Source organism: Pseudomonas sp. R76, assembly GCF_009834565.1.
Classification (GTDB): Bacteria; Pseudomonadota; Gammaproteobacteria; order Pseudomonadales; family Pseudomonadaceae; genus Aquipseudomonas.
Genome location: NZ_CP019428.1, coordinates 4,473,885 through 4,500,794, shown reverse-complemented (window position 1 = coordinate 4,500,794; position 26,910 = coordinate 4,473,885). Strand labels below are relative to the sequence as shown.

Here is a 26,910-nt window from a genome sequence, read left to right as displayed (position 1 = left end):
CCGGCATACAGGCAAATCATGTCAAGAAGGTTACTTAAGCCACGATGATTATGTGGGATTAATCGCAGAGTCGATTCGACCCAATGATTTCAAGTACAAAGATACGACTGTTCCCTTCTCGGGTGCATTATCAACCATGACGGTGCCCCCAGCGTTCTCTGCGAACTTACGGACTTGCGATAAGCCCAAGCCCGTACCTTTTCCTCTTTGCTTTGTGGTGAAAAAAGGATCAAAAATTTTAGCCGCCAGGTCATCTGGTATACCTGGCCCGGTATCAGTGACGCTGAGCACGACGTAATTGCCTCCAGCCAGTGTTACGTCATCATCAACCCGCATCAGTCGCGTTGAAATGCAGATACTTCCTGCTGACCCGAGCGCATCCCTGGCATTTGTGAGAAGGTTCAAGACAGCTGCATTCAACTGGGCTTCTTCACACATCACTGCGGTGTCGGGGGCTGACAGGTCGAAAGTCAGCTCAACACTTTCGGTCGCGGTGTGAAACAACACATCGCGCATTGCATCAAGTCGAGCATTAACGTCAACGCACACCAAATTTGGGCTGTCGAGTCGAACACAAGAAAGCAGATGATTGACCAACTGCCGTCCCTGTTCGACCGCCTGCAATCCGGTATCACTAAATTGCTCGACGGCTTTTGGTCGTCTGGCGCGCAAGCGGATCATCTGCAAACTTGCGCTTAGCGCTTGAAGAATATTGTTGAAGTCGTGCGCAATACTGGCCGTGACCATTCCCAAGGAGGAGATACGCTTGGCGTGACGCAGTGACTCTTCGGCCACTTGATTAAGTGCATTCGCCTGAGCCAGTTCTTGTTCAAGCATTTCTGCTCGACGCTCTATTTGATGTCTGAGCAGGCGCAATTGCAACAACGAAGCGGTCTGTCTCGCCAATGCCAACAATGCCGTGCGCTGTGGTGCTGTCAGGGTTCGCGGCTTGGTATCAATCACGCACACCGTACCCAGAGCGTGCCCCGTATCGTCAATGATAGGAGCTCCCGCGTAAAAGCGAATGTAGGGCGGGCCTAGCACCAGCGCGCTGTGTTCAAAGCGCGGGTCGAGTCTGGCATCTTCGACAGTCAACACATCGGCGGGAGCCAGGATCGCGTGCGCGCAAAACGCCAGATCCCGATGCGTCTCCCTCACGTCCAGCCCGACGCACGCCTTGAACCACTGACGTTCTCTATCCATCAGAGAAACCAGCGCGACCGGTACTTCACACAAGGTGCTCGCGAGCACGACGATATCGTCGAATTCTTTCTCCGGAGCTGAGTCCAGCACCCCGAGATGCTCTAGCGACAGGGCTCTTTCATCCTCGTTCGGAGGAAAGGGGGCAGGAATGTGGGGCATCTGATTATGCATCGCTGAGGGCAGTAGGGCGATCATGCTGTTTTGATAGCTTGGACAGCAAGAAATTGTTTCTCCATCCGAACAGCGATGGTAAGCGTCCGAGCTACACCGCCTTGCAACTCAAACCTTAATCCGTTTAAACCACTGGTTCACGCGCTCGCACTCAAATGCCGCTGGATCAAAAACATCGCCATGCCATTCAACCATGGCGTCATGCTCTGGATGATTGGGGTTGGCCATCGCCTCCAGAAACTCCTCGTAACCAGGCCCGCCACCCACGTCTTCCGGTGGGCAAGCATTGGCGCCGTCGATGCAGTACGGCACCTGAGGACAGGCAATAGCGGGTAGCGTTTTTTCGACCTTGATACTGTGATGCCAACTGTCACCAAAGTCGTAGAGATAATTAAATGTCCGCCTTCCGTTCAGCGCCTTGATCAGCGTTTTACGGGCTTCCGGGTTTACCGTCGGCCCCCAGCCATCAGGGTCGGGCATGCCGTAATTCTCACCGGCAATTTCAAACTCATGCAGATGGCTATCACTCCAGCCCATCACGATCTGGATGACATGGTGCAATTTTCCCAAGGTGATGTTTTCAGGCACCGCGAACCGACGCCAAATCTTCGGAGTGATCCACTTCAGCTCGATGTGCAGCAGCAACAGGTCGGGGGCGGGTTTGGGTAAACGGACAGTTTTAACCATGAATCAGGCGGCCTCACAGTGTTCAGTGTGGTTCAAGGATATGTTCCAGGGCAGCAACTCGCTCACCCGATTGATCGGGTGTTCGGCAATGTGTTCAAGCACGTAGGTCAGATAGCCCTGTGGGTTTAACCCGTTTAGCTTGGCAGTACCCACCAGGCTGTAAATCGCTGCGGCTCGTTCTCCGCCGGCATCGGAACCGGCAAACAGGTAGTTTTTGCGGCCCAGCGCGACGGCGCGTAGCGCCCGTTCGGCAGCGTTGTTGTCGATTTCGATTCGGCCGTCATCGCAGTAGCGCATTAAGGCCTGCCACCGGTTGAGGGCATAGAGGATTGCACCGCCCAATGCCGACTTTTTCGACAGTTGAGTCAGCGTCTGATTAAGCCATGCGTGCAGGTGTACCAGCAGCGGACTGGCCCGGCTTTGCCGAATCGCTTTGCGTTGGTCGGGCGGTTGCCCTCGAATTTCGCTCTCGATGGCATACAGGGCCGCAATCCGTTGCAGCGCCTCGGCGGCAAGGGGTGAAGCCTGGTCTTTGTAGACATCGTAAAACTTGCGTCGGGCATGAGCCCAGCAGGCGGCTTCCTCAATAGTGCCTGTCGCATACAGTTGAGCAAAACCGGCGTAGCCGTCAGCCTGCAAGATCCCGCTGAAACTCTTGAGATGAGCGCGCGGATGTTGCCCCTTGCGATCCGGCGAATAGGCAAACCAGACCGCCGCCGGTGTCGAGTCACCCGCAGGTCGGTCGTCGCGCACGTATGTCCACAGGCGAGCCGTTTTGATCTTGCCGTTGCCCGGCGCGAGCACGCCAATCGGCGTGTCGTCGGCATGGACTTTGTGACCGCTCATGACGTGGTGCTCAAGCGCGTTGACCAGTGGCCTGAGCAATTGGCTGCTCTGGCCCACCCAGTCGGCCAGGGTTGAGCGCTCCAGCTCCACGCCCTCACGGGCGTAGATCTCGGACTGCCGGTACAGCGGCAGATGATCGACAAACTTGGAGACCAGCACATGGGCCAACAACCCCGGGCCTGCAAGGCCTCTGGCTATTGGACGACTCGGCGCCGGCACCTGGGCGATGTGCTCGCAGCAACTGCAAACCATCTTCGGACGGACATGGCGAATGACTTTGAAACGTGCCGGAACGTACTCCAGCACTTCGGAAACATCCTCACCCAAATAGCGAAGCTTCCCACCGCAGCCCGTGCATTGCGACTCAGGCTGATGCACGTGAGTTTCGCGAGGCAGGTGTTCGGGCAATGGTTTGCGGCGCAAAACTGCGCGAGGTGCCGGTTCGACTGGCGGTGTCATTTCGGCTTGGCTGACTTGCAGCTCTTCAAGGCTCAACTGAAGTTGATCGATCATCGCGTCCAGTTGCTCGGAGCTGCGACCGAACTGCGTACGACGCAGCTTGGCGATCATCATTCTCAAGCGCTCAATCTCTGCCCGCTGGGCAGAGACCAGAGTCTTCAAGGCTTGAAGATCGTTCGGCAGGGAGTCGGTCACGAGAGTCATGACCGCATGTTACTGGGGATTTTTTCAGCGCGGCAAGTCAGACCGCGAGGACGGGTGCTGTACGAATTGGCCTGCGCCAATCAATACCTTCCAACAGCATCGATAACTGCGCAGCCGTCAGCGACACGCTGCCGCTGGTTGCTTGCGGCCAGACGAAGCGCCCTTGTTCCAACCGTTTGCAAAACAGACACAAGCCGTCGCCATCCCACCACAACAGCTTGATCCGGTCACCGCGCCGTCCGCGAAAGGCAAAGATCTGACCGGAAAACGGGTCGGCTTCCAACTGTGTCTGCACCTGTGCCGCTAAACCATCGAAGCCACGGCGCATATCCGTGACGCCGGCGGCGATCCAGATACGGGTTCCAGCGGGCGGAGCAATCATCGCAGCAACTGCTGCAAGACGAATTGCAGCGTCTGCGGATCGGGTGCGCCCGTGATACGCAGCCTGGCTTTTCCAACCTCAACTGCGATCTCGGAATGACACTCCGCCTGTGGCTGGACGACGTGTGGCAGATCGATTGGCGCCTCAATCACCCGGACGGGCAAAAGCGTTGCGCTCTGGCTGACGGTGCCGAATAACCCCTCCTGATATTGATGCCGCCAGCGAAACACTAGGTTGGCATTGACGTCATGTTCACGAGCGATCAACGACACGGAGGCGCCAGGCTGGAGGGTCGCCTCGACGACTTGGCGTTTGAACGCCAGCGAGAAGTTGGGGCGGCGGCCGGTTCGACGAGCGGGGGCAACGTTATCCAAGATAGTGTCCACTAAAAAATGGTGTCCACTATTTTGGCTAATTTGGAGGGCTGTCAGGAGAGGGTGCTGGCCGGACGGTTACCAGCGATGTATCTGTTTCCAGATAGCACTCGAAGGGCCGGCGACGAGTGGTAGTCGTCAACCGTGGAACTCCCGGTCGCAGTCGCCAGTCAATTTTTCTGTCCAGATAGGACACCTATTCCTAACCGGGAGACAGCCATGAGTGGTACTTCAGACAAAATCAAAGGCCTGGCCAACGAAGCTATCGGTAACGTGAAGCAAGGTGTCGGCAAAGTCACAGGCAATGAGAAGCTACAGGTCGAAGGTGCCATCCAAGAAAAGAAAGGTGAAGCACAGCAAGTGGCTGGCAAGGTCAAAGACGCCGTAGACAAAAAGTAGTTCTAGGCGGTAACACCGTTTCGCTGGGATGGCTATCGGATGGTAGCCATCGCAGTTCACTCATTCTGAGCTTCCAACTTATACGAAGGTTTAATCAATCATGAGAAGTGAGCAGGTAGAAGGCGTTGTAGAAAAGGTTGCCGGTAAAGCCCAAAGCGCAGTCGGAAAACTGCTTGGTGATTCGAAGCTGGAAGCCGAAGGTGCGGGACGCAAAGCTGCCGGTCAGCTGACTCAAACCTATGGCGATGCCCTGGACAACGTATCCACGTTCGTTAAAGAGAAACCAGTTGCTGCAATCGCGATTGGTGCAATTGCTCTGTTGGTTCTAGACCGTCTCTTTCGCCGCTGAGTAAGGAAAAGGACGTTTCGACAGGGGTGCTCCCTTTAACGTTTATCGCCTCCGTCCCCTAGAACTGTCCATCAGCGGGCTGCGGGGGTACGAGGGCAGGTATGCACAACTCACTTCTATCCAAGCAGCACGTCCAAATTACGACGAGGCTATTGGGCCACAAATCTCTTGGAAGGGTGACTTGGGGTCATTAGCAAGCGGAGCGCGCAGGCGGGAGGATGGAAGCCCACAGGGCCGAGACCCGGCAACGGCGAGGCTTGGTTCACGACAGCCGTCCTCGCAGGGGCCCGCTCGACATTGGCTCCCTAGAGCGCCTTTAGGAGACGCTCAAGCGTTTGATGCTCCCATGTGCTGAGCAACGCAGTGGGATCAGTTCCAAATCTATCACCCGCGTCAAACGACCATCGCCGTCCTTCCGGACTCACGCATTCTTCGCAGTAGTCGAGCGTGTCACAATCGTTGTAGATCGATATCCGCCAACCCTCGACGCTCACCACGAAATGGCCCGCATAAATCTCATCCCAAGACGCCTGACTCACCTTGGTCATCGTCCGTCGCTCGAAGGTGACCTCTCGCAATACCTGGCATACCTCTCTCGCTGAGAGCTCAGATGGAGTGTTTTCAATAACGCTACCTACCTGGGATGAACGAGCTGTCGCTCTGGTCTCTTTCAATATTTGCTCAGTGTACATAGCCGGATCTTCATCTGGTGGAGGGTAGCCTGCTGCTGCGAGAGTTTCGGCGCGCTCCTCAATGAGCAGACGTTCGGGATCTCGAGTGACTTGATAAGCTCTGCCCGGCACGCGCCAAGTGGCATCCATTCGTGGCTCCTTAGTGGCTGACCGACTTACTCTCCAGCCGGCTTTCTCCGGATCTATCGAAAGCAGGCACTGACCACAATTGGGCACGTGGTTCGCGATCTCATACTCACGCCAGTCCACCATAGCTCCGCCATCAATTCCGAGCGGTTTGCGCTCAATCAGCCAAGCAACAGCGTTAATGAACTGGCCGTGAGAGTACGTAACGATGTTTTGGGCGGGGTGCTCTGCAAGACACTCCAAGAAAGACTGAGCTCTAGCTATGAAATCTAGAAATGACTCAGCGCCTTCACCATCCGTGAAACCAGGATCTGCTTTGGCCCAATATGCCTCCACCCATTCGCGCCTGTCAGCGACGGTTGTGCTAGTGCACCGCGCGGGTTCAAGGTAAGTGAATTCTTGGATGGGCCAAGTTTCAAAAGGGATATGAGGAAACACCGCTGCGGTCGCCATAGCGGTTGAGTGCGCTCGGGTGAAAGGCGAGGCAACTATCAGAGCCGGAGGATGGTTGAACGACAGGGCCAGCAGGTGCGCTTGCTCGAATCCTTTCGGAGTCAGAGGAATGGTCGAGTGATCTAAAGTGGCTTGGCCCGCGTTCGCAGCGCTCTCTCCATGTCGTATTAGTCTCACATGCTTCATTTACGAAATACTCGCACAGATTCGGCCATCATTTCTCTTAGATCCCCAAGGTTACTGGTACTCAACCTTCAATCAAGAAGCCTCGACAGCAATCCCTCAATCTGGGTGCCTGCATGCTTGAATTTCAGCTCTTCGAGCTTAGCTTCCCTTCGTTCGCCGGTGAGCAAGCTGAGTCCGTGAAGCGCATTAAGCAACTTCTGAGACTCACCAATTTCCGAACGCAAAGTCAGCCAGGTAGTGTTCACTCGACGAGCTAACTCGTCGGCCTCATGGCTCAAGCGTTGTGACTCAATTAGCTTGTTAGCGTTGGTGGTGGCCTTAAGATGACCTAAAGCCTGCTCAAGTTCGTCCAGTAGCTCGGTAACAGGCTCCGATTGGTCAAGTGACACGGGGCGCCCCTCCACATAAATCGTGTCCGCCTGAACGCAATAGACAGCTAGTGGCCCTTCACCCCCTCCGGTGCAATCAAGTGCAAGAACGTTCCCTAGCCGAACAGGCTCTGGAATCCAGGTGTGCCCCGTGCACACACGCCAGACCCCTTTGACACCTTCTCGATGGTGCTTTTTGATCCGCTCGCGCCCCCATAGCGCGATCTCTTCTACAGTAGGGATTGATATGTCTCGAGTGAACTCGACCCATGACATCCCGGCAGGGACATCAGCATGAACAACGCCAACCAAACCGCGAGGGGACTCAATTTCTATGACTGTGGGAAGGCTCTCGAGCTTCCCAATGATCATCTCTTTCGATTCGTCGGCTATGGTCGACCACCAGCCTGCGCCATGAGCTACGTAACGAGCGCTGGGGTTTTCCCTGTAAGCATTTATAAGCATCTGCTCATGGTTACCTTGAACGCTGAAGAACCACGGCTCACCAAGGAGCTTCAGGCCGTCGAGGACTCCAGGCCCGCGATCTATGAGATCACCCACCCCAATGACTCGGTCGATAGTTTTGTCGAAACCGAGCTTCAATAATCCTTTGTAGAGATCAATCGACTTGAAGTGAATGTCACCGATAACGAAGTCGCGACCGACCTCGTTCCGAGGAAGCCTCAGGACTTTCTGACTCATGCGCGGGTTCCTTACTCAATTGCCACCTAGCAAGTGACCAGCCCGTATTGTCCACCCCGCGACTGCACCTTCCAACAGAAATATGGACAGACAGGATGACTGCACTCCACTGCGCAGGGCTGAGGTATACCTAGTTTCTTCCGTCGATGGAAATAACCAGAACAAGCGGAGCGCGCAGGCCTGTAAGGCCGGAGGCGCGAGGATGGAAGCCCAAGGGGCCATGACTTGGCGTCAGCCATGGCATGGTTTACGACAGCCGACCCGATAGGGCGCGCCATAAACCGCGATTTGCTTAGATTGCAGGATTGCTGATGTTCTGCAGACTTATGTATTCCAATATTTTTGGACTGTGCTTCTGGCAACGCCGAGCTTTTCAGCGATTGTTTTCCTGTCGAAACCTTGCGCTTTCAGGGCTCGAATGTAAATCGCATTAACGGGCCGCTTTGGCTTGCCTTGGGAGCGCTTGATAAGCTTTCCGTCACTAAATTGCTCCTCCACCAACTGCCACCCTCCAGACATCTCGAATTCCCTGACACGCAAGGCAGTACGCTGTAAAGCCTCTGACGGGAGTTCTTCACCCTGCGCAGCAATGACGAGAGTGACCATAGTCAAAAGGTCGAGGCCTAGATAGTCAGCGATCTCGTCCAGTTTCTCCAACGTCGCGTTCGCTCGAGCCTGCTCAAGCTTCCCCACGTACGTTCTGTGCGTTGCCCCCGCCAACTCTTCGTAACTCAACCCCTGATGAGCACGAGCTCCACGCAATGCTCCTGCCAGCGCTTCTTTCAGATGCATGAGTCGGATCCTCAAAACTGAGGATAGAGCCACGGCAAGCGTGTTTCGATAAACAGATCATAGTGATATTATCGTGACATATGGTTTGCCAAGCAGTCGTTTGATCATAGCGGCGGGATGTTTGGATTGATGATGGATTGGTCATGAGAGCGGCACCTAAGACACGGCCAGGGACGTCTCGATGGGAGACGCGCTCATCAAGTCCGACGTTTATGGCCCGCGTAAGCCTGCTGCAATCGTCACTGAGCGACGTCTTGGCAAGAACCAGATCCACTTTTTAAGCGAAGGCAGGGATAGTGAGTGATGAAGTTCGATTGCGTGAAAGTTTCAGGAAAAGTTGACTACGTTCGATCTGTTGATCGAATGAACGGCGGACATAAAGCTAAAGTCAGCATTGACGGTGCAGTTATCCCAAATTTGAAAGTGTCGAATAAGCTTTACGAAGAGTTAGAAGCCGGCGAGAGTGCAACTTTGTATGGCCTGTTTAAAAGAAACAATGACAAAGAAAAAAACACAGGCATTTTGTACGGCTTAGCAAAGCAAAACGGCGAGAAATCATTTGCAACCCAGTATAGATATCAAGTCCCGCTTTTCCTGACGGTCACTGCGGCCATCGCATTTTGCTTAACTTTCGTCGCCGGCTGGATAGCTTCGATATTTCCAGTGCTGTTTTTCTTCGGGGAAAATTCAGATTATATGTATACCACTACGGTATTTGCAGTTATTGAGTCGAGCTTGGTTGCCGCCTTTTTCCTGTGGAGGGCATGGGTAATGTTTAACGCTACGTCTGATCCTGAAGCTTGGGAAACTACCGAAGCTGCAGTGCTATCGAGTCGCTTCAGTAAGCTCCATAAGTAATAGTCCTGTACGTAGGGCACGGTTAAACCTGCCCTGGCTTCGGACTCGCTGCGCCAGACTTTCCTTTCCATGCGAGTATCAGGCAAGCGGAGCGCGCAGGCGTCCAGGATGAGCGCCCAACGGGCTGAGACGCGGCGCAGCCGTGGCTCAGTTCTCGCCAGCCTTCCGCCGCAGGCGGCACGCCATAGCTACTGCCCGATATCAAATAAACAAGGATGCGGCTGAAAATGACCCACGATGAACTCCGTCAGCTTGAGGGCGCTAGGCGAAGGACTCTGTGGGAACTTGCCAGCCTCCGTCCTGGCGATCCCACTGCATCCGACCTCCTTGCCATCCTCGATGATCTCGACGACCAAGAGCGAAACGACACCCCCTGTAGCGATAAGCCACTCGACCTCATTCAGGTTCGTAACTCTGTCTCGGTGATGCGCCATAACTCCGGAATCAACATCATTTTGGAGCGAACTATTCCGCAACCCTGGAGAGAGCGTTTCTACCAGGCAAGCGTCGGGTCGACCAGGTTGGTCGATGGGCCTTACGCCTCAGGCTGGGATAAATTCCTGGCGAGTTGGGAAGCAGAGATGGGACACCTGGAGCAGCATAGGGCCGCAAGAAATCAGTAAAAAAGACTGAGCGGGTGAGGGCATGGGACAAGACGATGACACGGTGTACTGCGATATCCAGATGCCGCTAGCCCCGGGGTCGAGTGCTTCTGGAATTAGTAAATGCACTGCGAGAATCGAAAGCTCATCCGCGTCTCGAAAAAGTCTTCGAGCACATCCAAGACGAACTCAGTACGTCCATCGATATCGTGGACAACCCGCCAACATTGAGGCTTTGGTGCGAGTAAGGCTCCTCATGGCGGTGAGACTTCCGATTCTCATCAACCCCTGCTCGGTACTCCCGGAACATCCATGTTGATCTTTCGCCAAAAGGCTTCAGAGAAACTGTAAACCGAGAATGCAATTAGCCCTAAGGCCATCACCATCAAAATCAACCATCCAGCAGGTAGATTTTGGAGCGCATCCAGTGATTCCTTCATACCAGGAGGATCCATGGCTTGATAAGTGGAACCGCTAATTGCCAGCAGCACCGCAATTTCTATAAAAACAACCCCTCGGGCTATGAGGCCGAACCGCGACACCGGACGGACATACCGCATGACGTCTTCGTCAGCTTCAAAGTATTTCTCGAACGACGCCTTCCATCCCTTGATGATGTGAGCAACACCCACGCCAAGGGGAACGAGAGCGATAAAGTACACCAACAAATTCGAGTGATCCCAAGACAAAAAATGCGCTAGCCAGTCTTTGGTTTGCCCTCCGGAATCGCCCGAACTTTTAATACCGCTAATGAGTAGGCTCAACGCAAAAAACGCAAGAGCGCCGTTGACCATACCTCCCGCCAACAGGCCTGCGCGAATCACCAAGCCTTTGAATTCTTTGCCGTGATGATCGACATCACGCGTAGCTTGAAGGACGCGCCAAGCCGCAAACGCGAGCAGACCCGCCACCACAAGCCCAACCAAAAAATAGCCGAATGGTTGGCTCAGCAATGCTTCCAGGCTCTTGTGGCTGTCCTTCGGTTTTGTCGAGTCTTGTGCTGCGAGCAATGCGAAAATACCGATGACCAAATAAAGCAGTCCCCGAGCGGCGTAGCCTCCACGAGCAAGTATTACTAGGCTGTGTTGCGCGGACATTCGATGTATTCCCGAGATCTGATACAAGAGCAGACCCCTCTCGCTGGGTTGGGTTCTATAGCAAGCCGGTGACTGCGCCGAATTCGTTACCCAAGACGCCTACCGGCATAAAAAATGAGTGCAGCACACTCATCGATTTCATGGAGAACCCACTACCGTGGAGGTTTATAGGTACCTAGGCTGGAGAGTTAGGTTTAGTCACCAAACATCTCGTTGAGCTCCGTATCAGCACGTCCCAAGGATTTCATCGTGATGTTGCCGGCGTCATTTTCACCGACGTGCCAAAGCGCAAATTTCGGAAGGTTGAGCCAAGTCGGTGGCTTCGCCGCAACCGGATACGCCGAGCGAGTTTCGTAGGTAGCTACACCGTCGATTATCGAGACCAGGGCTATACCATGTGCCGTAGCGTACTTTATCGCTCCAGATTGAAACCCTGTTGTGGTGAACAGCATTCCTTTATGAGCGCCCACAGATCTCACCTTGTCGTGCAGTACCTGAACCAGCTCCCGCTCGACTGCGTTACGGTATTTTTTGCACTCAATCAGCACGATGAATTCGGCACCTGCGAAGGCCTGGAATTTAGCCAGCACGTCGATCTGGTAGGTTGAGTCGTAGGCCTCGACTTTTGCGTCGTGCGTAACCTCCAGCGATGTCAGTTCACCTCCCTGTTTAAGGATCCAGTCTCTGACCAAGAACTCGAATTCAGTGGCGGTAATTTCGAGGTTGGGATTCGCCATTGGTGGGAACATTCTTTTCCTTATCGTTCAGTCGAATTGGCAGTGGTGCGATAGGTGCGCAGGGCTCTGGAAGCAGCACCTAAGACCGTCGAATCCTCAAAATGGAATCGGTGATGGCTTGAGCATTTGCGTCCAGCGCTTCCATGGCCGACATCGCATCAGCGGCGACGCTTCCTACTCCATTTTCTGAAAGCCACTTGGTTATTTCTTCTATTGCTGCACCTAGTGCGTGCTGGTTATGCAGCAGCAATGTCAGGGCGTCCGCTGTGGCGATTTTGTAGTTCAAGGCCTTTGGCATGACGGTCTTCCTTGAGAATGATGTAGTGATCGCCTTGCATAGAGGAGATAAGCCGCTCACCTTAAAGCTTCTAAAATGCTTGATGAGTCCCGGATGGTTTCGAGTGCTGGGCCCAGACCACCTGCCAGTTAGATGATGGCAGAATACTATCGAGGGGACTGGAGTATTAGTTCACTTGAGCTACGCTTGAGTCTTTCTCGACTGCCTGGAAAAAGCCTGTGATCTTAACGAACGCTGCAGTAGGGCCTTACCGATCTATCAACACTTCCCAAAGCGTTGCTATTGATCCTCATGTCACTGTCCTCGTCGGCATGAACGAGGCGGGAAAAACGGTCTTTTTGAAAGCGTTGCATAAATCCCATGATGCGCTGGGCGTGGAGTCCTTCAACCCCACTGACGACTATCCACGGAGAAACCTTACGGCCTATCTGCGCAAACATGAAACTGAGCCCGAGAGAGTTGTGGAATTCACCTTCCAACCGACCAAGGCCGAACGTGAATCTATCAATAAATCCCTTCACACACAGTTGGGTGAAAGCTTCACCTTCAGCGTGACCCATAACTACGGAAATGGCCGATCAATCTCCGTTAGCGCGGACGAAGCCCCAGTAATGGACGCGTTAGCCAAGACGCCTGGGCTGTCCTCCGATGCCGTTAAAGCGATTTCCGGCTCAGACTCGATTCGCGCTGCCTACACCACTCTGAGTCAGATCAATCTGACTGATGTGGATACCGAGTTTGCGGACGGGCTGAAGAAGAGAATCGATGCCTCTCCTTGGAAGGACAGCCCGATTACGCATTACGAGGTATGGCGAAAACTGTCACTACTTTTGCCTAAATTTCTGTACTTCAGCGATTACGACCTGCTTCCAGGCAAAATCAACCTCGCAGACTTGAAAAGTCGCCTTGCTACTGTGAAGAGCGACCCGACCAAAAAAGCACTGATCGAGCCCAAACATCTATCCATCCTTGCGTTGCTGCGTATCGCAGGGGTCGACCTCGACGATTTTGACGGGAAAACGACCTACGAAGAGATGAGGGCGAAAGTAGAAGGTGTTTCGATCAATCTGACCGATAAGGTGCTTGAATTTTGGAGACAAAATGAGGACTTGGAGGTGGAGGTTGATATCAGACCAGACACCACTGATGTCGCTCCTTTTGACAATGGGCCGAATCTCTACCTTAGGATCAAAAATCGGCGTCATCGGGGCGTGACTACACCCTTCGATCAGCGCAGTAGGGGATTCATTTGGTTCTTTAGTTTCCTGGTTTGGTTTGATAGCGTGCAGGCACAGCTAGCGACTTCTGGCGTGAATGCTTCCACCGACTTAATCCTTCTACTTGATGAGCCGGGCTTGGCATTGCACGCTTTGGCCCAAGAGGATTTCCTGAACTACATCGATAGCCTTTCGAATACGCACCAAGTCATTTATACAACTCACTCACCTTTTATGGTCAGATCGGATCGGCTTAATCAGGTTCGAATTGTCGAGGATAAGCCAGATATCGGCACGACGATTTCCGAAAATCTGTCAGGTTCCGACCCCCGTACAATTTTCCCACTCCAAGCAGCCCTAGGTTGGAACGTTGCCCAAAATCTGTTTATCAGCAAGACCAATCTCTTAGTTGAAGGGATATCGGAGCTAGCTTATTTGCAGGCGATGTCGGCTATTCTTGATACCAGCGGGGAATCGGGGCTGGATAGTCGTACAACGATTGTCCCAGTAGGAGGGCTCAACAACGTCGCGACATTCACTTCTCTTCTTGGGGCCAACGGACTGTCAGTCGCGTTGCTTCTGGACTTCAGTGGTCGTCAGGATCAAAAGCTTGAGAGCCTCATCCACCAAAAGCTTGTGCAGAAAAAAGCAGTCTTCAATGCGTCGCAATTCCGTGATCTGAAAAATCTGGGCCGGGATACTGTTCCTAGCGACATCGAGGATCTTTTTTCGGTTAAGACCTACTTGGCTTGCTTCAACAAGGCGTTTGCAAAGCAGCTCTCCGGTGTGGTCATCGAAGAGAAAGATCTTCCCGCTGGCGACAGGATTGTGCAGCGCATCGAACAGATGCTTAAGAGTCGCGATATTAAGTTAAGGCCCAGCGGTGGATTCAACCACTACACGGTTGCCGCGACGTTTACCACGACTCCAGTAACCAAGGTTGATGCCGCGACCAAGTCTCGCTTTGCTGCCTTATTCAAGGCGATCAACACCTATTTGGAATAGAGATGTACTGGAGGGCTGGTTGTTTGCGAGAGGCCGACCAGCCACCCAGCACTTAAAAAGTGCCGATCAGTCCTGGTTGATGGGCGCAGTCACCCGACTCAACCGGATCTTTGAGCGCATGCAGTACGAGCTCAGTGCCTTAATCGATATCATCGAAAACCCGCCGACCTGGGGCCATGGTGTCAGTAAGTCGAGCTTCTGTGGGCACCTTTGTTTTGTAGTTCTGAAACCACGCTAAAGGCCTTTGGCTGCAAACAGATTGCCTGCTCACTAACGTTATTTTTGAACCAAGTCTTTGTATAACTCTCGGGCCTCAAGGATCTGATCCCTGAGCTCCTCGGGGTCAATGCGCATGCCACCGCGAGGCGTTACCTGAAGCTTCTTTAGGCGGTTCGCAGCCTTAATGAATTCTCGTTCTTGTGCCTGAACCCACTCGGGGCGCTTGTCTTTCCAAAAGAGCCAACTCATTTGCCCGGCCTCATCTTTGATCGGATGCTCAGCAGTATGTGGGAGCGGTAGCCAATGTCCAAGCAAGAAGGTTTGCCGGATCGCTCTGCAAGCGGAGCGCGCAGACCAGGAGGGTCGAAGAGCATGAGGATGGAAGCCGGAAGGGCCAAGACCAGTCCACGACTGGGCTTGGTTAACGACAGCCGTCCCTGAAAGGGCATGCCACGACAACCGCAGCGTCGATGACTACCGAAAGGTGCGCTGATCAAATGATCGGGACACAACTCCCTGTGCGCAAAGATCATACGTTTTGCGCAACGCTACTTCTTCGCCGGAAGACACCCTCGCATGAGCGAAAATAGTCGACAAAAAACGCCTCCGCTCGCCATTGCCGAGCTCAGACCAGATCCTCGGCTGCCCTTGTGCATCAGGGATCGCCAGCCGGTCGAGCAGATACTCTTCCAGGCTGTGAAGGCGTTGCTGACCATCAACCAGAATCTCGCTGTTTTCGGCCAACGCCCTGCCAGCGATCTCTGGCTCGTACCAGTCATTCGTGAGGTAGCTCCCCAGATCCCCACCTGACCATACTGCTGAGATGAAGCGAGACTTCTGTCCGATGTTCCATTCCAGCCCGCGCGACCAGGTTGGCACGGGCATGCCCATAACGAATCGCGCTGCCCATGGACAATGCTCATGAGCGGAGGAGGGATCTACGAGATACTTTTCCCAGTGGCCCACTAAGACCTCGATGGGACAATGACTGACGGTCGTGGGCAGAAGACGCTGCGGCATATGGATGTGTAGGTCTGATGTTCCGCCGTCGGCGTAGCGTTTAAAAAAGGAAGTCATGGTTTTCCTGGGGCGTTCAGATAAGGCGAAGTGTTCGATTCAGTACGGGTGCATCGCCAAGCGTCGACCGTCTCGATGATCAACAGATCTCGTTCGATAGAAACGTGGATCTGGTCGCTATCGACAAGCGCGTGCACATAGCCTTCGATGTAGGATGCTGCCTTATCGAATGCGGAAGGTGAGTCGGATGACTCAATGTAACTAATCAGTCGTTCCCAGGTTCTCCGCTGACGGGTGCCCTGGATCGTCTCGGGAAACGATATCGCTCCCCGCAGAATCTGAATGGATGAAGACATTGATTGGGTCAAGGCTGATTTCTCACCGTGTACATACAATTGAAAACGGTGTGTTTTGGCAAAACTTGAGCTGAATGGAGGATTTTTGTGCAGATGCTGCAGAGACGCGAATGCCCCCTTCAGCAATAGAAGGCATTCGCGATATCTGTAAAGTGGAAAGCGAAAAGACCATGCGTTCGATCATATATCACCGACCCTGACGCCTGAATCTGAGGTCTAGTGAACCAATGCGACGTTTGCTTTCAAAAAGCGCTTATCGTGATCTGCCGCTGGAAGGTGGGTGGAGTCGTACTGACCAAACAACCGATAGCGATTTACCGCGATTTTTTCGTACATCCAATCTCGCATTGCTGCTGGTACAACACGTGCAGCCGTGAGCCAGCGCCACGGGGCATTTAGGCGACCTAAAATCTCGAACATCGCCTCAGAACGTATGGACACCTTGTTGTTTGAGATGAGAACAATGGTGTTGAATTTGTCCTGCGGCAGTCCGGCCCACCTCAAAAGCTCTTGGCCCTCAGGCGACTGAACCGCAGCGAGTTGAATTCGGTGAGCGTTGTCATAGTGGATGATGAACCTAGCCCACCCGTTGCAGAGCTTGCATGTGCCATCGAAGAGAACTGCCGTGTCGCCCGATTGTAGGAACGGGGCAGGGGATTCGGTTTTCGTGGTCATTCAGTCTGCTGTTTCATTTACAGTTCCCTGCCTTTCGGTAGCCCGCAGATTTAGCAGCGGATTCTGAGTCGAAGGTTACCTGGTTCTTCGAGGATACCTTGTCGTAGCTTGGGCAACCTTCAGGTAGATGGTAAACATGGCTTTTACTATTGCCGATGATGCTACCAACTGATTTGGAGCGGGATACCGATGTCGGTTTTTGTGATTGCACCGACTTTGCCGTAAGGCCGATGGCTACTCCGTCGCCCACCGTCTTATAGCCCTGAGTCCAACTGCGTTCTTGAGTCACGAAAGGGTTGGGATGCCCCATGATCGCGGTGATACGTTTATTGCGCTCCTGTTCCCAGGGCGTAACTGGAAACTGCTTGCCCCATGCCATTAGTAGCTGTTGCTGCTGGCGAGACATCTTAAGGTTGTACCGGTCGAACATGTAGAAGGTTGTCCTTGCTACCAAACCCTTCACTTCGTCTCGTGGTTCAGCCGTCCGCTGCTCGAAATCGACTTTGGTTTTGCACTGTCCATACTGTGGTGCGACCTGGGTAGCCATTCCATAATTGAAATTGCTGCGGTCGCCATTGACCTCTCCAACCGCAGGGTAGAGGTTGAACAGATCGGCTTCCATTGCCTTAAAAACAGGGTCATTGCTGACGCAGTATTCGCGTCCACCGCTCTGCCAGCATTGTCGCTGATGGCCAAAAGTCCATGCTGGAACAATGTGTTCCCACTCAGTACGCTCCGCGCGGGTTTCTTGCTTACGGGCTTGAAGTCCACAGGAGTCAGCGTCAATGCGACCACCAGACTTCCCGACCCAAGTCCATTTGCAGCCGCAGTACAGGTCGCCTTCAGTGCTATTTGCCTGATCTAGATAAACCTTCTGCTTGGCTATGACTTTCGCTTCGGAGAAGGAGGAGGGGGGATTCGAAAGGGCAGGATTGATCGTGGATAGGGACAGGGCTAATATGTAAAACAGCTTTTTCATTATTGATCGAATTAGAAATCAGGGCAGGGTATTGTATACCCAAGCTCTCCCATGATGCTTGCCGTTGTCCATGCAAGCCCATCCATGAGTTTTAACTTGTCGATTATATATTAGCGGGATAATGGAGGCACGTCTAAAGTCGATGCTCATACGACTCCATGCATTCCCACCGTAGCTTTGAATAATTGTTTTGAACCTGTTTGCGTACCTATTGCGGTACGGAGCGATAATGCTCAAATCAGTAAGCAACGGCTGCATTTGCCCTGCGCGCAACATGCGAATTCGCCCGCGCAGAGGTGCAAGCGGGCGATTTTGTACTCAGTCAAAGATTTTTAAATGCTCAGTGGAGCGTCCGATGGGTTGATGACCCGCACTCAATGGAATCTCCATCAGGGAAAGCTGAGCTATGATTGTCGCTATCAAACGTTTCATCGAAACATGCGCCCATCGAAGTTTTCGCGCACACCAAGGTCGAGTTCGTCGGCTTATGACCAGTCATTGACTGGAGTTTCTCAATGGAGAGTTCGCTGGTGCCTTGGGTAGGCCTAGCCTTCTGAGTGGATAAGAATGCCTCAATTAGTTCGGCATTTACTGCCTGGTTGACCACATGATTATCAGAGTGGCCGTAATGGTCACGGTAGACGCTTAATTGCAAGAATGGCCAATCGGTAACCTGCACCTGTAGTCGACCGAGGTCGAAAAATTTAGCCCGACCACTACCAATCAATTCAGAAGAAAGGGTCTTCATGCAGTGGGCTACCACGATTGCTAGGGACGGATAAGCTGCGCCTTCAGCTGGCGTTGTCGATTTGACCTGATGGTAATCAGAATACCCTAAGCACTTGGCGAGCAGATTCTGCGCTTCGGAGATCCCGATAGGCTCTTCACCTGGCCAATCGCGTTTTAAGGATTCTGCAACTCGAGTAAACCCGCTGTCTGCATTAAGGTCTGCGGGATAAATAGGAACGCGCATGTCATTCTCCTGTCGTCTATGCAGAGTCGATTATCCGCATTGAATTATCAATTGTGTTGAAGGTTGGGTAACGCGCCTAGGGCTTACCTATACGAGTCATATTTTTAATCCAGACTGGCCGATTGAAATATCTTGATATGACGAAAAACGTTTCGGGGCGCTTTCTTGCTCAAGATGGTGCGGCGCTTTATGTGGTCACGCCATTCATCCCTGAAGTTATTCCGATGCGATGGAGGCCGCTTTGAGCAAGACGCTGCTATGCAGACTCTCCAGCTGTATTGATGTGTTTATATGCTCTATAGGCTTGTAAACAACCATAGAGCTATCCCGGATACTTGGTGCTGCGGAATTATGACTATTGGCTTTTGATATTGTTGAGCGCCTTCATCATCTGACGAAGCTGCTTGCTCAATTCGCCATTGCGGATCTGAAGCTCGGCATTCTCAGCTTTCAGATATTCGATGGTGGTTATGAGGCTTCTGTGGCTATCAACCATCTGGTTGGATATGGCCTCCGTGAGGGCCTCAGAAAGCCGAAGGTTGGTAAGGCGCTCAATCTCGGCTGTTTGATAGCGAAGCTCACTCTGTATTATCTTCTTTGTACGCTTTCTTCCTGAGGTATATCTGGCCGCTGAGAGACTGCTCCACAGTTCTTCGAGCTCCGCGTTCTTTTGTACAATCAGGTCGTGGATTTCAGGCTGCCGGCGTTTGTTCAGCAAGCTGTCATGAACGCCGCTGTCCTTGGCAATGTTACGAGCCACAATCCTTCGGTCTTTGATGCCGAGATTGTCGCCTGCCTCCATCAATGTCTTGATATGTTCAAAGGCCTTGCAAACCTGCTGAAAAAGGTTTCGCTTCGTTGTCGAGTTAACCCATTGAGGTTCTTCGGGCGCTGCTGCAACGTTGGAATACTGGCTAAGACTGAATTTCATGCCAGTACCTTTTCTTCCAGCCGGCGCTCGATTTTACGAACGACTTCACCGCTCATATTCCCGATTGCCTTGAGGGGGTGATTTTCTGCAATGAACTGATGAGAGATTGCCGTACGCTCAAGCTCCTGCTTCTGCAGATTGTTGTTCATGCTATGTGGGCAGCCCGCACATACTTCTGGCGCGCTGCGTTGGTCGACGTTAGGGGTGCCGGTTTTTGGGTCGTGGCATTTGGCAATATGTTGTTCGTTACCACGTAAAGCGCAGTAGCCCCATTCAAACGCGGTAAACCTCACAAAGTCATTCGCCAATTCATTCAAACGATCATCGAATTCGGCACCCGTGAGTACCGAAATCTCCGCCATTTCCTTGTCAATGCGTTTTGCTGCCGGCCCATAAAAGCGGTCGTCCAGCTTGCCATTAGCAATCCGCCCCATTACCTCTTTGGCATAATCGCGTTCCATACTGATTCGAACGGATTCGCTGAGCTTTTCCCTGGTATAGCGTCGCGTATGAAATGAGCCGTAAGAATGGCGGAAGTGCTCACGGATCTTATCCATGACATTGCCATCAAATCTGCGCAGGGCAAATTCAGCGAATGTATGACGCGCTTGATGGGGCGAGACTTCGCTGTGAATTGCGCCGGCTTCAGGATATTTCTCTACCACATAGATCTGGTAGAACGCTTTGAACCACTTCCTCAAGCCATTGGTGGTAAAACCAGCATCAGCGAGCCAATGCTCATCGCTAAATTTGCCAATACCGCGCGCTACGAAAAAGCCCTCGGATCTATATGCTCGATGTAGTAAAGGCAGATCGAATTTTTCCGTATCAACCGCCGATAGGTTCTTCATAAGCGTTGCTGCCTCTGCAGCGAGCCCGTGCAGAGACCTTGGGTGAGCAAATCCTGATTCTGTTTTAGGGTTCTCCGATGTGAACCACCAAGATCCATCTGGTTCTTGTTTGTAATCTTTAAGACGCATTCCATTGATTTCAACGATCCGAAAGCCACTCAGTAGCGTGATAACAACCAGCGCGGCCTTTGTAAGCTCGGCGCAAAAGTCGCTAAGCTCTCCCTGCGTTTTCCAAGGTAAAGCGGCGTGATGTGCTTTGGTCGTTACATCAATTGCTGCTCCAAGTTTTGCCGCAGAAGCTGCCCAGCCTCTTTCAAATCTGGACAATACATAGTCTGGAGACTGCATTCTTCGATACAGCGCGAGTCGGTCTTTCTCGCCAAACCAACTGGAAATTTTGGTTTTTTCATCGCGCCATTGCGTGAAAAAAGCGGACGCGATTTTCGCCTGATCTGATTCTAGTTGCGTAATGGCTTCAGCAAGCATCAACGAAGCGCAAGTCATCGGGATAGAGCCGTAACTCCCTCCCTTACTCCAGGTCGCGTAATCGACTTCAAGCTCATTGAGCAAAGGTTCCATTGTGCTTTTCTTGAACGGGCCGGTCATTCGATGAGTGACGCCGTCCACAAGCTTTCCGGAATGAAGCAAATTGTTAGTGCGATCAATGATTTTGCAAACCATGGTCATTGTAGAGACACCAAGAATCATGCCTCCGGCCCCATTGTTCTCCTTCTTGACCATGAGGGTACGAAGCATCATTTGTATCTCGAGTCTTGAAAGGGACTGGAGAGGCCGATTTGGGAAATTTACTTCCCAATACTCACAAATCTCGCGCAGGTAAGCAATTTCTTGTCGGGCGCTTGAAAGACTGCTTACAACAATGCGGCCTTTATCGTCTGCATAACCTCGGGAAATATCACCCGCCATGAAGTACATTTGCGCATACAGCCTTTTTTGCATGGAGCATTTCCACACGAAGCTGACGGTATAAAATAGGCCAGTCTGTGGATCTTGGATTTGAAATAATTCATCTCCAAATTTATTCTGTTTTGCAGGATCTTCTGTCGCCATGGTGATTAGCGGAGAAGTCAGGGTTTTAGCCTCAGTATTATGCATCGCTTATTTACCTGACGACCGGAGTAGGGAAGGTGTACTTCTTCAGTATCTCTGTTCCCTCCGAGATAGTTTTGATGTCAAATTTTTCAAGGGCTTCTTCCGTGTATGCAGCCTGCATCGCTATTGAAAAAGCTTTTAACTCATCTTCAACGGAGAGATTCTTTATCTGGTTAATGCATTCATCTCGGTAACCCATAAGCAATGCAGCAGTAATGGCATTCGTAATGATGAATGTCTTGCTATCTTTTTCAAGCTGTCCAAAAGGCGAAATCGTATAGCCGGCACGTTGAGCAGAAAGCAACAGTGCGTCAAACTCTTCCATTTCGCTGATGTCGTCTTTTTCTTGCGCCCAACCAAGCATTACTTTTAGATCTTTGACGCTAATCAGGGCTTCGTCGCGAATTGCTGCTTGTACCTTGCGCGCATCTTCTACCATAAGGTGTCCGACGTTCGATGCGAACAATGCTCTTTTGTTCAGGCGATATTTAGTCTCGCTGGAATTCAAATATACAACCTGTTTTACTCCAGGGGAGTGGGCGGTCGCATCGGCGCCGACAACTTCTTGGGAATATTTTTCAAACGCCTCGTTTTCCGGATTGCCACCATCAGTGTCAAGGATTGCACGCGATTGAGCGATTGCAGTGATACTGATTGTCTGCCGCTTAGCAGGGGTAGGGTTCTCACCGGTGATACCCAGCGCAGCATTTTCATGTCGCCGCTTTTTATTGTCCCAGATAGGGCGGTTGTTCATGGCAACACGGCGTACGATATCCGCGAAAGTCTCTATCTCAGAATCTTCTTTGTATAAGCACTGATATTGTAGCGTTTGTGGGAAAGCGGCCATTACTAAGGGTCTATACAGCACGCTGTCGACGCCCTGAAGGTTGCCTGTCACTGGCAGATCGAACATAAAATCGCCAGTTTCGGGGAAGCGCCTATAGAAGCTGGTCTTCAATTCGTCAAATACAGCATAAGCATGATATTGCATAGACTTTGAGTAATGCATCGGTACGTCGCGAATTGACTGTTCGCTCCGATTCTTGGTGTAAATAGGCGAGGCGACACTTGGGGTAATTCTCAAATCCCCTTGTCGCATATCCGTGACGCCAGATAGTTGTACCCTATCCGTGGCTAGCAGCCATGCAAATGCAACCTCTTCGCAGGGCGTATGCTTTATAAGATACAGATAGTCGATGTTATTGAAATGCAACTTGTGAGCGTTATTCTCGGGGTATATGTCCAACGACCCGGTTACACGAAGGCCCGATTTGATCAGACGATTCGCCTCCTCAATTGTCAGAGCCGAGTTGTTTTCGATTTGATCGTAGCTGAATTCTGTACGATTATGGAGAAGTCGCTCCTTCAGGCGGAGGTTGCCGCTTTCCAAAATTGCACCAGCAATAGCTTTATAGACAGTGCTGCGGGTTGTCTTGGTGGTGCTGTATCTAAGTTTTTCGTAATCGCCCTCACATTCATTAAGCATAATGGCAAGTTGGCGCATGACATTTTCATCGCCGAGCAACTCCAGACGCTGCTCATTCATCTCGTGGAGAAAACGGCAGCAAAAATGAATCGTCGATCTCACAATCTTCAATTCATCTTTTTCAGGCTGATTAGTAATCTGACCTAAGCTTGGAGTTGCTTGACCGGCGCGGTTTGAAACAGATGGTATATAAACAATAGCTTCACGCACAGCTGCAGCCGCGTCGGCTAAGGCTGGATTGCCATATGCATGGTCTAGGAAATTATCGAAGGCTGTGCGATAAATTGACATGTATACGCAGATGGTATTCAACTGAGATTTTTTCACCGTACGCAAATGGTGTCCCAGATCCTGCATGACTGCCGCAGGTAATACTTTAGCATGTGGATACTCGGTTACTGCCCATTCCGCAAGGATATTAAATCTCAAAATCCTATGGTATGCGTCTGTGAGCGAGTTACTTTTACATTCGCCGCTGTTGAAATAATGAAGTTGAGCACGAAAAATAGGACAGGCATGGAACTGCTCTGGTATTTCGATGCGACGGTGCTCAACTTTTTTGCCCTTTGCCACTTGCATTGCAACGATGGCAAAAGTGTCCGATGGACTGAAGTTGAAAATTGGGTTAGGGGCTAGCGAAGACAAAGTCGCAGGAGTTTCGGTTGCGGCTTCAGAAGTATCAGTCAGCGAGGTCATCGTTTAGCGCTTGCCTTATTTTTTCACGACGGTGAAGTTTACCATCGAAAACCACATAGTCTTTAGTAGTTGCCTCATCTTCGTGTCCCATTTGTTCTGGAACATACTGCCAAGGGTCGTACCCGTGTTTGTAGCAGAAGTCAACGAGATTGGTCGCGAATGTGTGTCTCAGCGCATGGAAGGTCAACTTGAGAAAGTTGGGTTTGGTCACAAAGTGTAGGTGCGGGTCTTTGGCGTGAAGTTCGGATATCACGCTCTCGATTTTTGTGCTAGCTAAGATTCTTGCTGACTTGAAAATATTAGAGGCGTGTCCTTCGAATAATGAAGCGCCATTCCTCCTGCAAATCAACGATCCATTCGCAATATTATCCGTCCTGCGTCGACCCTCCATGAAGGCCTTGATCTTTTTGAGAGCTTTAGGAGGGCAGTCAACCTGCCGGAGCTTATCTCCCTTCCCGATGATAGGCAGTGTTATGGTCTTATCACCGCTCTGCTCAGCCAGAGCAATGCGTCTCCTCAAATCAGCCGTGTGCAGATTTCGAGGATCGGTGACTTCTGCACAGCGAAGTCCACAATAGTATCCGAGGTGAAGAACCAGCTCGTCCCGCTCCTTTTCGAAAGGGGATTTGGCTTTGATGTTGCCCAGCAGACTGCTGAGGATGTCTTTCTGGATGTACTTACTGAAGAGGTCAAAGTTGACTTTTTTCTTGCCGTCCCCTTGAACCTTCTGCTCCGTCGAAAGGTACAGGTAGGTGAAGGATGCCGGAGCATCGAGCATCCCAATCTGCCAGGCGTATGCATAGAATGCTTTGATGGTGGAAATGTGGCGCTCGATTGTCTTGTCAGTGCACGATTTGGTCGTTTTCAAGTGGCCGTACAGATAGCCTGACATGTCGAGATCTGTGAGGCGTCTCCAATCTTGCTCATGAACGCGCAGGGCTTCGAAGAAGCTTCGAAGGTCATATGCACAGGAGCGGATGGAGTTGGGTAGCTGCCCATCTTGGGCTAGGTGTATTAGGTAAAGACTTGGGGCTGGGACGATGCTCTCTTCTGTGATCGGCCCATCCTCGAGAACGGCATAGGTATTGAGGGGGCCGCCTGACCAAGCGATGTCTTTCACAAATTTTATCTTCATCGCATCGCACCCCTAGCACCGAAGCATGAGTTGCTTCATAAAGCTAAGCTAATCAGCAGGTTATGGTGCTGTCAACGTGCCTAAAAGAGCGTGTCAACGTTTCCTTAAAAACGGTTCTCTCTCGGATAAACCTCGCCGATACTCGGCACCAGGTTGTGCAGGTCTGCTTCGGCGCGCTTGAACACGTCGTCGTGGCGCGTACAGTTTTTGCGCCCGCCTTTCTGCCAGCATTGGCGCTGATGGCCGATCTGCCAGGCCGGAACGATGTGTTCCCATTCGATGCGTGCGGCACGACTGGCATTTTTGCGCGGGATGTAACCGCATGCTTTCAAGTTCACACGATTGCCGGTGTATTTGCAGCCGCAGTAAAACTCCGTGGATTGTGGGGCGTATAGCGTCCAGGCGACTTTCTTGGCTTCGCTGAAGGTTCGCGGTGCCTGGGCGTGGGCGGTGACGGAAAACAGTAAACACATCACAGCGATAAAGCGGACACTCATTGAATCAGTCTTCCTTCGGCACAACCCAAAAAATTTGCACACCGCCGTCATCCCGATAGGCAAGGGTGACGTTGTCGTTTTCAGCAATTTCTTCCAGTAAGCGCGCCCATTCCTCTTCCGGCTCTTCCGGCAAACGGAAGATCAAGGCCGCCTTGGCTTTCTGGGCGTTGGTTGAATTGATGATTTTTTGCACGCGAACGGCCAGGCGTTGGTAGGCGTCAGGTGGGGTTGGCGCTGCGGAAGAAGACTTTGCCACGGAGCATTCCTTAGTTTGCTGTATGTGCATACAGTATTTAACTGTAAACAATTTCGCAACTGCTTAAAACTCAAGATGTTCGTGTAAAAACGATTGGGGGCAAGGCGGGGGCTTGTAGCGAGGGTATTTGATGGGAGGTAGAGGCGGGTTAACCCGCCTCTACGCAGGTGTTACCAGGAATCAATATTCCCAGAACATCCGTTGCAGCTCTTTGCTGTCCTGGGTCTTGGTCAGCGCAACCATTGCCAGGATCCGCGCTTTCTGCGGGTTCAAGTCGTGGGCAGCGACCCAATCGTACTTGTCGTCAGGCTGTTCGGCGTTACGCAGCACGAAACCGCCGGCGTTCACGTGGGAAGAGCGAATAATCTGCACGCCTTGCTTGCGCAGTTCCTGCAGGGCAGGGACCACCTTGGACGACACCGAGCCATTACCGGTGCCGGCATGGATGATGGCTTTGGCGCCAGCCTGGGCCAGGGCCTTGACCGCGGTGTCGCTTACGTTGCCGTAACCGTAGGCAATTTCCACATCCGGCAGGCTTTTAATGGTCTTGATGTCGAACTCGGAATCCATGGTGTGGCGCTTGGCAGGCAGGCGGAACCAGTAGGATTTGCCTTCAACCACCATGCCCAATGGCCCCCACGGGCTCTTGAACGCTTCGGTCTTGATGTTGATCATCTTGCTCACGTCGCGACCCGATTGGATCTCGTCGTTCATGGTGACCAACACGCCCTTGCCACGTGCGTCTTTGCTACCGGCTACGGCCACGGCGTTGTACAGGTTGAGCATGCCGTCCGCCGACATGGCGGTGCCTGGGCGCATGGAGCCGACGACCACGATGGGCTTGTCGGTTTTTTCCACCAGGTTGAGGAAGTAAGCGGTTTCTTCCAGGGTGTCGGTGCCGTGGGTGATCACGATGCCGTCGACGTCTTTGCTGTCGGCCAGCTCAGCAACGCGGCGACCCAATTGCAGCAGGTTTTCGTTGTTGATGCTTTCCGAAGCAATTTGCATCACTTGCTCGCCGCGCACATTGGCGATCTGGCTAAGCTCAGGAACACCGGCAATCAATTGCTCGATACCGACTTTGGCCGCCTGGTAGGTGGCACTGTTGGCAGCGCTGGCGCCGGCACCGGCAATGGTGCCGCCGGTGGCGAGGATCACCACGTTGGAGAGTTTGGTCTTGGTTTCAGCTTCCTTTGCCTGGGCGGCAACGGGGAACAGCAGCAGTAGGGCGAGGGCGCCCGGAACAAAGGTTTTCAGTGCAGATTTCATTATTTTTCTCTCTGGTTTTTGATGAGTGCGGTAGCAGGTTCATCTAGAACACCCGGGCGGTTCTGAACGCCGCGTGGTGCTGAGAAAGAGCAGGATTTGTACCAAGCTGATTGTGTCTGGTCAGATAAATTAACATCTTGATTTAAAACAACTTATGTTGAGTTTTTCGGCGGGTTGGAAACGCTTGCGTCCGGCTTTCCGAACGTCGAGGTAGTATTGCGTTCGGTTGTCCGAAAAGCAGGTTGGAATA

25 protein-coding genes and 3 pseudogenes are annotated in these 26,910 nt (G+C 52.2%); 5 read left to right on the top strand and 23 right to left on the bottom strand.

Translation table 11 applies throughout. From position 1 onward, the window contains the following. Window positions 1-48 precede the first annotated feature (48 nt). From PspR76_RS20075 to tnpA, 5 genes are all read right to left on the bottom strand, one after another. On the bottom strand, window positions 49-1,362 hold the full coding sequence (locus PspR76_RS20075; protein ID WP_122768548.1) for a sensor histidine kinase: 1,314 nt from the start codon (window positions 1,360-1,362) through the stop codon (window positions 49-51). Window positions 1,363-1,482: 120 nt separating this feature from the next. Then, window positions 1,483-2,061, bottom strand: coding sequence for a plasmid pRiA4b ORF-3 family protein (locus tag PspR76_RS20070; protein ID WP_078824257.1), 579 nt, complete (start codon window positions 2,059-2,061; stop codon window positions 1,483-1,485). Between the two features lie 3 nt (window positions 2,062-2,064). Then, on the bottom strand, window positions 2,065-3,570 hold the full coding sequence (gene tnpC, locus PspR76_RS20065) for an IS66 family transposase (RefSeq protein WP_078824258.1): 1,506 nt from the start codon (window positions 3,568-3,570) through the stop codon (window positions 2,065-2,067). Between the two features lie 37 nt (window positions 3,571-3,607). Then, window positions 3,608-3,952 (bottom strand): IS66 family insertion sequence element accessory protein TnpB, encoded by a 345-nt coding sequence (tnpB, locus tag PspR76_RS20060; protein WP_078824259.1) that lies wholly within the window; start codon window positions 3,950-3,952, stop codon window positions 3,608-3,610. Continuing rightward, on the bottom strand, window positions 3,949-4,326 hold the full coding sequence (gene tnpA, locus PspR76_RS20055; RefSeq protein WP_159953426.1) for an IS66-like element accessory protein TnpA: 378 nt from the start codon (window positions 4,324-4,326) through the stop codon (window positions 3,949-3,951). The genes tnpB and tnpA overlap by 4 nt, the downstream gene beginning before the upstream one ends. A 219-nt stretch (window positions 4,327-4,545) precedes the next feature. Here tnpA and PspR76_RS20050 point away from each other — a divergent pair, with 219 nt between their 5' ends. Both PspR76_RS20050 and PspR76_RS20045 read left to right on the top strand, forming a co-directional pair. Then, window positions 4,546-4,725, top strand: a complete 180-nt coding sequence (locus PspR76_RS20050; RefSeq protein WP_003191424.1) for a CsbD family protein — start codon at window positions 4,546-4,548, stop codon at window positions 4,723-4,725. A gap of 100 nt (window positions 4,726-4,825) precedes the next feature. Beyond that, the gene (locus tag PspR76_RS20045) at window positions 4,826-5,074 is read left to right on the top strand and encodes a CsbD family protein (protein WP_159958098.1); all 249 of its coding nucleotides are present in this window, start codon (window positions 4,826-4,828) and stop codon (window positions 5,072-5,074) included. A 305-nt stretch (window positions 5,075-5,379) separates the two neighbouring features. Here the strand turns inward: PspR76_RS20045 and PspR76_RS31700 are convergent, their stop codons facing one another. The 4 genes and pseudogenes from PspR76_RS31700 to PspR76_RS20030 all read right to left on the bottom strand — a co-directional run bounded on the left by PspR76_RS31700 (window position 5,380) and on the right by PspR76_RS20030 (window position 8,393). Next, complete coding sequence (locus tag PspR76_RS31700; protein ID WP_177009708.1) at window positions 5,380-5,700, bottom strand: DUF7693 family protein; 321 nt, start codon at window positions 5,698-5,700, stop codon at window positions 5,380-5,382. A gap of 222 nt (window positions 5,701-5,922) precedes the next feature. After that, window positions 5,923-6,531: pseudogene (locus PspR76_RS31320) on the bottom strand (histidine phosphatase family protein); the annotation flags it as partial. Window positions 6,532-6,599: 68 nt separating this feature from the next. Beyond that, entirely contained in the window at window positions 6,600-7,601 is a 1,002-nt protein-coding gene (locus tag PspR76_RS20035) for a metallophosphoesterase (protein ID WP_159958094.1), read from the bottom strand. Window positions 7,602-7,925: 324 nt separating this feature from the next. Continuing rightward, window positions 7,926-8,393, bottom strand: a complete 468-nt coding sequence (locus PspR76_RS20030; RefSeq protein ID WP_159958092.1) for a transcriptional regulator — start codon at window positions 8,391-8,393, stop codon at window positions 7,926-7,928. A 303-nt stretch (window positions 8,394-8,696) separates the two neighbouring features. Between PspR76_RS20030 and PspR76_RS20025 the strand changes: the two genes are divergently transcribed. Both PspR76_RS20025 and PspR76_RS31310 read left to right on the top strand, forming a co-directional pair. Further along, window positions 8,697-9,251, top strand: a complete 555-nt coding sequence (locus PspR76_RS20025) for a hypothetical protein (protein WP_237235775.1) — start codon at window positions 8,697-8,699, stop codon at window positions 9,249-9,251. A 645-nt stretch (window positions 9,252-9,896) separates the two neighbouring features. Beyond that, window positions 9,897-10,101, top strand: a pseudogene (locus PspR76_RS31310) (hypothetical protein). 33 nt (window positions 10,102-10,134) lie between these two features. Here the strand turns inward: PspR76_RS31310 and PspR76_RS20020 are convergent. From PspR76_RS20020 to PspR76_RS20010, 3 genes are all read right to left on the bottom strand, one after another. Continuing rightward, window positions 10,135-10,950: a DUF1206 domain-containing protein gene (locus PspR76_RS20020; protein ID WP_159958088.1), complete on the bottom strand. Its 816-nt coding sequence runs from the start codon at window positions 10,948-10,950 to the stop codon at window positions 10,135-10,137. 194 nt (window positions 10,951-11,144) lie between these two features. Next, window positions 11,145-11,699, bottom strand: coding sequence for a restriction endonuclease (locus tag PspR76_RS20015; RefSeq protein ID WP_159958086.1), 555 nt, complete (start codon window positions 11,697-11,699; stop codon window positions 11,145-11,147). 67 nt (window positions 11,700-11,766) lie between these two features. Further along, window positions 11,767-11,985 (bottom strand): hypothetical protein, encoded by a 219-nt coding sequence (locus PspR76_RS20010; protein ID WP_159958085.1) that lies wholly within the window; start codon window positions 11,983-11,985, stop codon window positions 11,767-11,769. Window positions 11,986-12,203: 218 nt separating this feature from the next. On the opposite strand from PspR76_RS20010, the gene PspR76_RS20005 reads away from it, so the two are divergent. After that, on the top strand, window positions 12,204-14,207 hold the full coding sequence (locus tag PspR76_RS20005) for an AAA family ATPase (RefSeq protein WP_159958084.1): 2,004 nt from the start codon (window positions 12,204-12,206) through the stop codon (window positions 14,205-14,207). Between the two features lie 693 nt (window positions 14,208-14,900). On the opposite strand, the gene PspR76_RS20000 is transcribed toward PspR76_RS20005, so the two are convergent. From PspR76_RS20000 to PspR76_RS19950, 11 genes and pseudogenes are all read right to left on the bottom strand, one after another. Then, a complete protein-coding gene (locus PspR76_RS20000) occupies window positions 14,901-15,503 on the bottom strand; it encodes a DUF262 domain-containing protein (protein ID WP_159958083.1) in 603 nt (200 codons plus the stop codon). A 512-nt stretch (window positions 15,504-16,015) separates the two neighbouring features. Next, window positions 16,016-16,474, bottom strand: a complete 459-nt coding sequence (locus PspR76_RS19995) for a thiol-disulfide oxidoreductase DCC family protein (protein WP_159958082.1) — start codon at window positions 16,472-16,474, stop codon at window positions 16,016-16,018. A gap of 13 nt (window positions 16,475-16,487) precedes the next feature. Continuing rightward, entirely contained in the window at window positions 16,488-17,453 is a 966-nt protein-coding gene (locus PspR76_RS19990) for an endonuclease (protein ID WP_159958081.1), read from the bottom strand. 340 nt (window positions 17,454-17,793) lie between these two features. Continuing rightward, window positions 17,794-18,426 (bottom strand): hypothetical protein, encoded by a 633-nt coding sequence (locus tag PspR76_RS19985; RefSeq protein ID WP_159958080.1) that lies wholly within the window; start codon window positions 18,424-18,426, stop codon window positions 17,794-17,796. 355 nt (window positions 18,427-18,781) lie between these two features. Then, window positions 18,782-19,357, bottom strand: a complete 576-nt coding sequence (locus tag PspR76_RS19980) for a hypothetical protein (protein ID WP_159958079.1) — start codon at window positions 19,355-19,357, stop codon at window positions 18,782-18,784. Next, a complete protein-coding gene (locus tag PspR76_RS19975) occupies window positions 19,354-21,324 on the bottom strand; it encodes a hypothetical protein (protein WP_159958078.1) in 1,971 nt (656 codons plus the stop codon). The genes PspR76_RS19980 and PspR76_RS19975 overlap by 4 nt, the downstream gene beginning before the upstream one ends. 7 nt (window positions 21,325-21,331) lie before the next feature. Further along, window positions 21,332-23,503, bottom strand: a complete 2,172-nt coding sequence (locus PspR76_RS19970) for a hypothetical protein (RefSeq protein WP_159958076.1) — start codon at window positions 23,501-23,503, stop codon at window positions 21,332-21,334. Further along, complete coding sequence (locus PspR76_RS19965) at window positions 23,487-24,638, bottom strand: tyrosine-type recombinase/integrase (RefSeq protein ID WP_159958074.1); 1,152 nt, start codon at window positions 24,636-24,638, stop codon at window positions 23,487-23,489. Before PspR76_RS19965 ends, PspR76_RS19970 begins: the two co-directional genes overlap by 17 nt. A gap of 107 nt (window positions 24,639-24,745) precedes the next feature. Then, a pseudogene (locus tag PspR76_RS19960) lies at window positions 24,746-25,135 on the bottom strand (endonuclease); the annotation flags it as partial. Between the two features lie 4 nt (window positions 25,136-25,139). Further along, window positions 25,140-25,391 (bottom strand): DUF1654 domain-containing protein, encoded by a 252-nt coding sequence (locus PspR76_RS19955; RefSeq protein ID WP_159958072.1) that lies wholly within the window; start codon window positions 25,389-25,391, stop codon window positions 25,140-25,142. Window positions 25,392-25,571: 180 nt separating this feature from the next. Next, on the bottom strand, window positions 25,572-26,660 hold the full coding sequence (locus PspR76_RS19950) for an asparaginase (protein ID WP_159958070.1): 1,089 nt from the start codon (window positions 26,658-26,660) through the stop codon (window positions 25,572-25,574). Between the last annotated feature and the right edge of the window lie 250 nt (window positions 26,661-26,910).

Bases quoted from the DNA above. Each gene is read 5' to 3' on its own strand.
- PspR76_RS19995 (WP_159958082.1), bottom strand. From the start codon at position 16,474: ATGACCACGAAAACCGAATCCCCTGCCCCGTTCCTACAATCGGGCGAC.
- PspR76_RS19950 (WP_159958070.1), bottom strand. From the start codon at position 26,660: ATGAAATCTGCACTGAAAACCTTTGTTCCGGGCGCCCTCGCCCTACTG.
- PspR76_RS20020 (WP_159958088.1), bottom strand. From the start codon at position 10,950: ATGTCCGCGCAACACAGCCTAGTAATACTTGCTCGTGGAGGCTACGCC.
- PspR76_RS19970 (WP_159958076.1), bottom strand. From the start codon at position 23,503: ATGACCTCGCTGACTGATACTTCTGAAGCCGCAACCGAAACTCCTGCG.
- PspR76_RS20015 (WP_159958086.1), bottom strand. From the start codon at position 11,699: ATGTTCCCACCAATGGCGAATCCCAACCTCGAAATTACCGCCACTGAA.
- PspR76_RS20050 (WP_003191424.1), top strand. From the start codon at position 4,546: ATGAGTGGTACTTCAGACAAAATCAAAGGCCTGGCCAACGAAGCTATC.
- PspR76_RS20010 (WP_159958085.1), bottom strand. From the start codon at position 11,985: ATGCCAAAGGCCTTGAACTACAAAATCGCCACAGCGGACGCCCTGACA.
- PspR76_RS20075 (WP_122768548.1), bottom strand. From the start codon at position 1,362: ATGCCCCACATTCCTGCCCCCTTTCCTCCGAACGAGGATGAAAGAGCC.
- PspR76_RS19965 (WP_159958074.1), bottom strand. From the start codon at position 24,638: ATGAAGATAAAATTTGTGAAAGACATCGCTTGGTCAGGCGGCCCCCTC.
- PspR76_RS19985 (WP_159958080.1), bottom strand. From the start codon at position 18,426: ATGCGCGTTCCTATTTATCCCGCAGACCTTAATGCAGACAGCGGGTTT.
- PspR76_RS20030 (WP_159958092.1), bottom strand. From the start codon at position 8,393: ATGCATCTGAAAGAAGCGCTGGCAGGAGCATTGCGTGGAGCTCGTGCT.
- PspR76_RS19990 (WP_159958081.1), bottom strand. From the start codon at position 17,453: ATGAAAAAGCTGTTTTACATATTAGCCCTGTCCCTATCCACGATCAAT.
- PspR76_RS19980 (WP_159958079.1), bottom strand. From the start codon at position 19,357: ATGAAATTCAGTCTTAGCCAGTATTCCAACGTTGCAGCAGCGCCCGAA.
- PspR76_RS20035 (WP_159958094.1), bottom strand. From the start codon at position 7,601: ATGAGTCAGAAAGTCCTGAGGCTTCCTCGGAACGAGGTCGGTCGCGAC.
- PspR76_RS20045 (WP_159958098.1), top strand. From the start codon at position 4,826: ATGAGAAGTGAGCAGGTAGAAGGCGTTGTAGAAAAGGTTGCCGGTAAA.
- PspR76_RS20070 (WP_078824257.1), bottom strand. From the start codon at position 2,061: ATGGTTAAAACTGTCCGTTTACCCAAACCCGCCCCCGACCTGTTGCTG.
- PspR76_RS19975 (WP_159958078.1), bottom strand. From the start codon at position 21,324: ATGCATAATACTGAGGCTAAAACCCTGACTTCTCCGCTAATCACCATG.
- PspR76_RS20000 (WP_159958083.1), bottom strand. From the start codon at position 15,503: ATGACTTCCTTTTTTAAACGCTACGCCGACGGCGGAACATCAGACCTA.
- tnpB (WP_078824259.1), bottom strand. From the start codon at position 3,952: ATGATTGCTCCGCCCGCTGGAACCCGTATCTGGATCGCCGCCGGCGTC.
- tnpC (WP_078824258.1), bottom strand. From the start codon at position 3,570: ATGACTCTCGTGACCGACTCCCTGCCGAACGATCTTCAAGCCTTGAAG.
- PspR76_RS20025 (WP_237235775.1), top strand. From the start codon at position 8,697: ATGAAGTTCGATTGCGTGAAAGTTTCAGGAAAAGTTGACTACGTTCGA.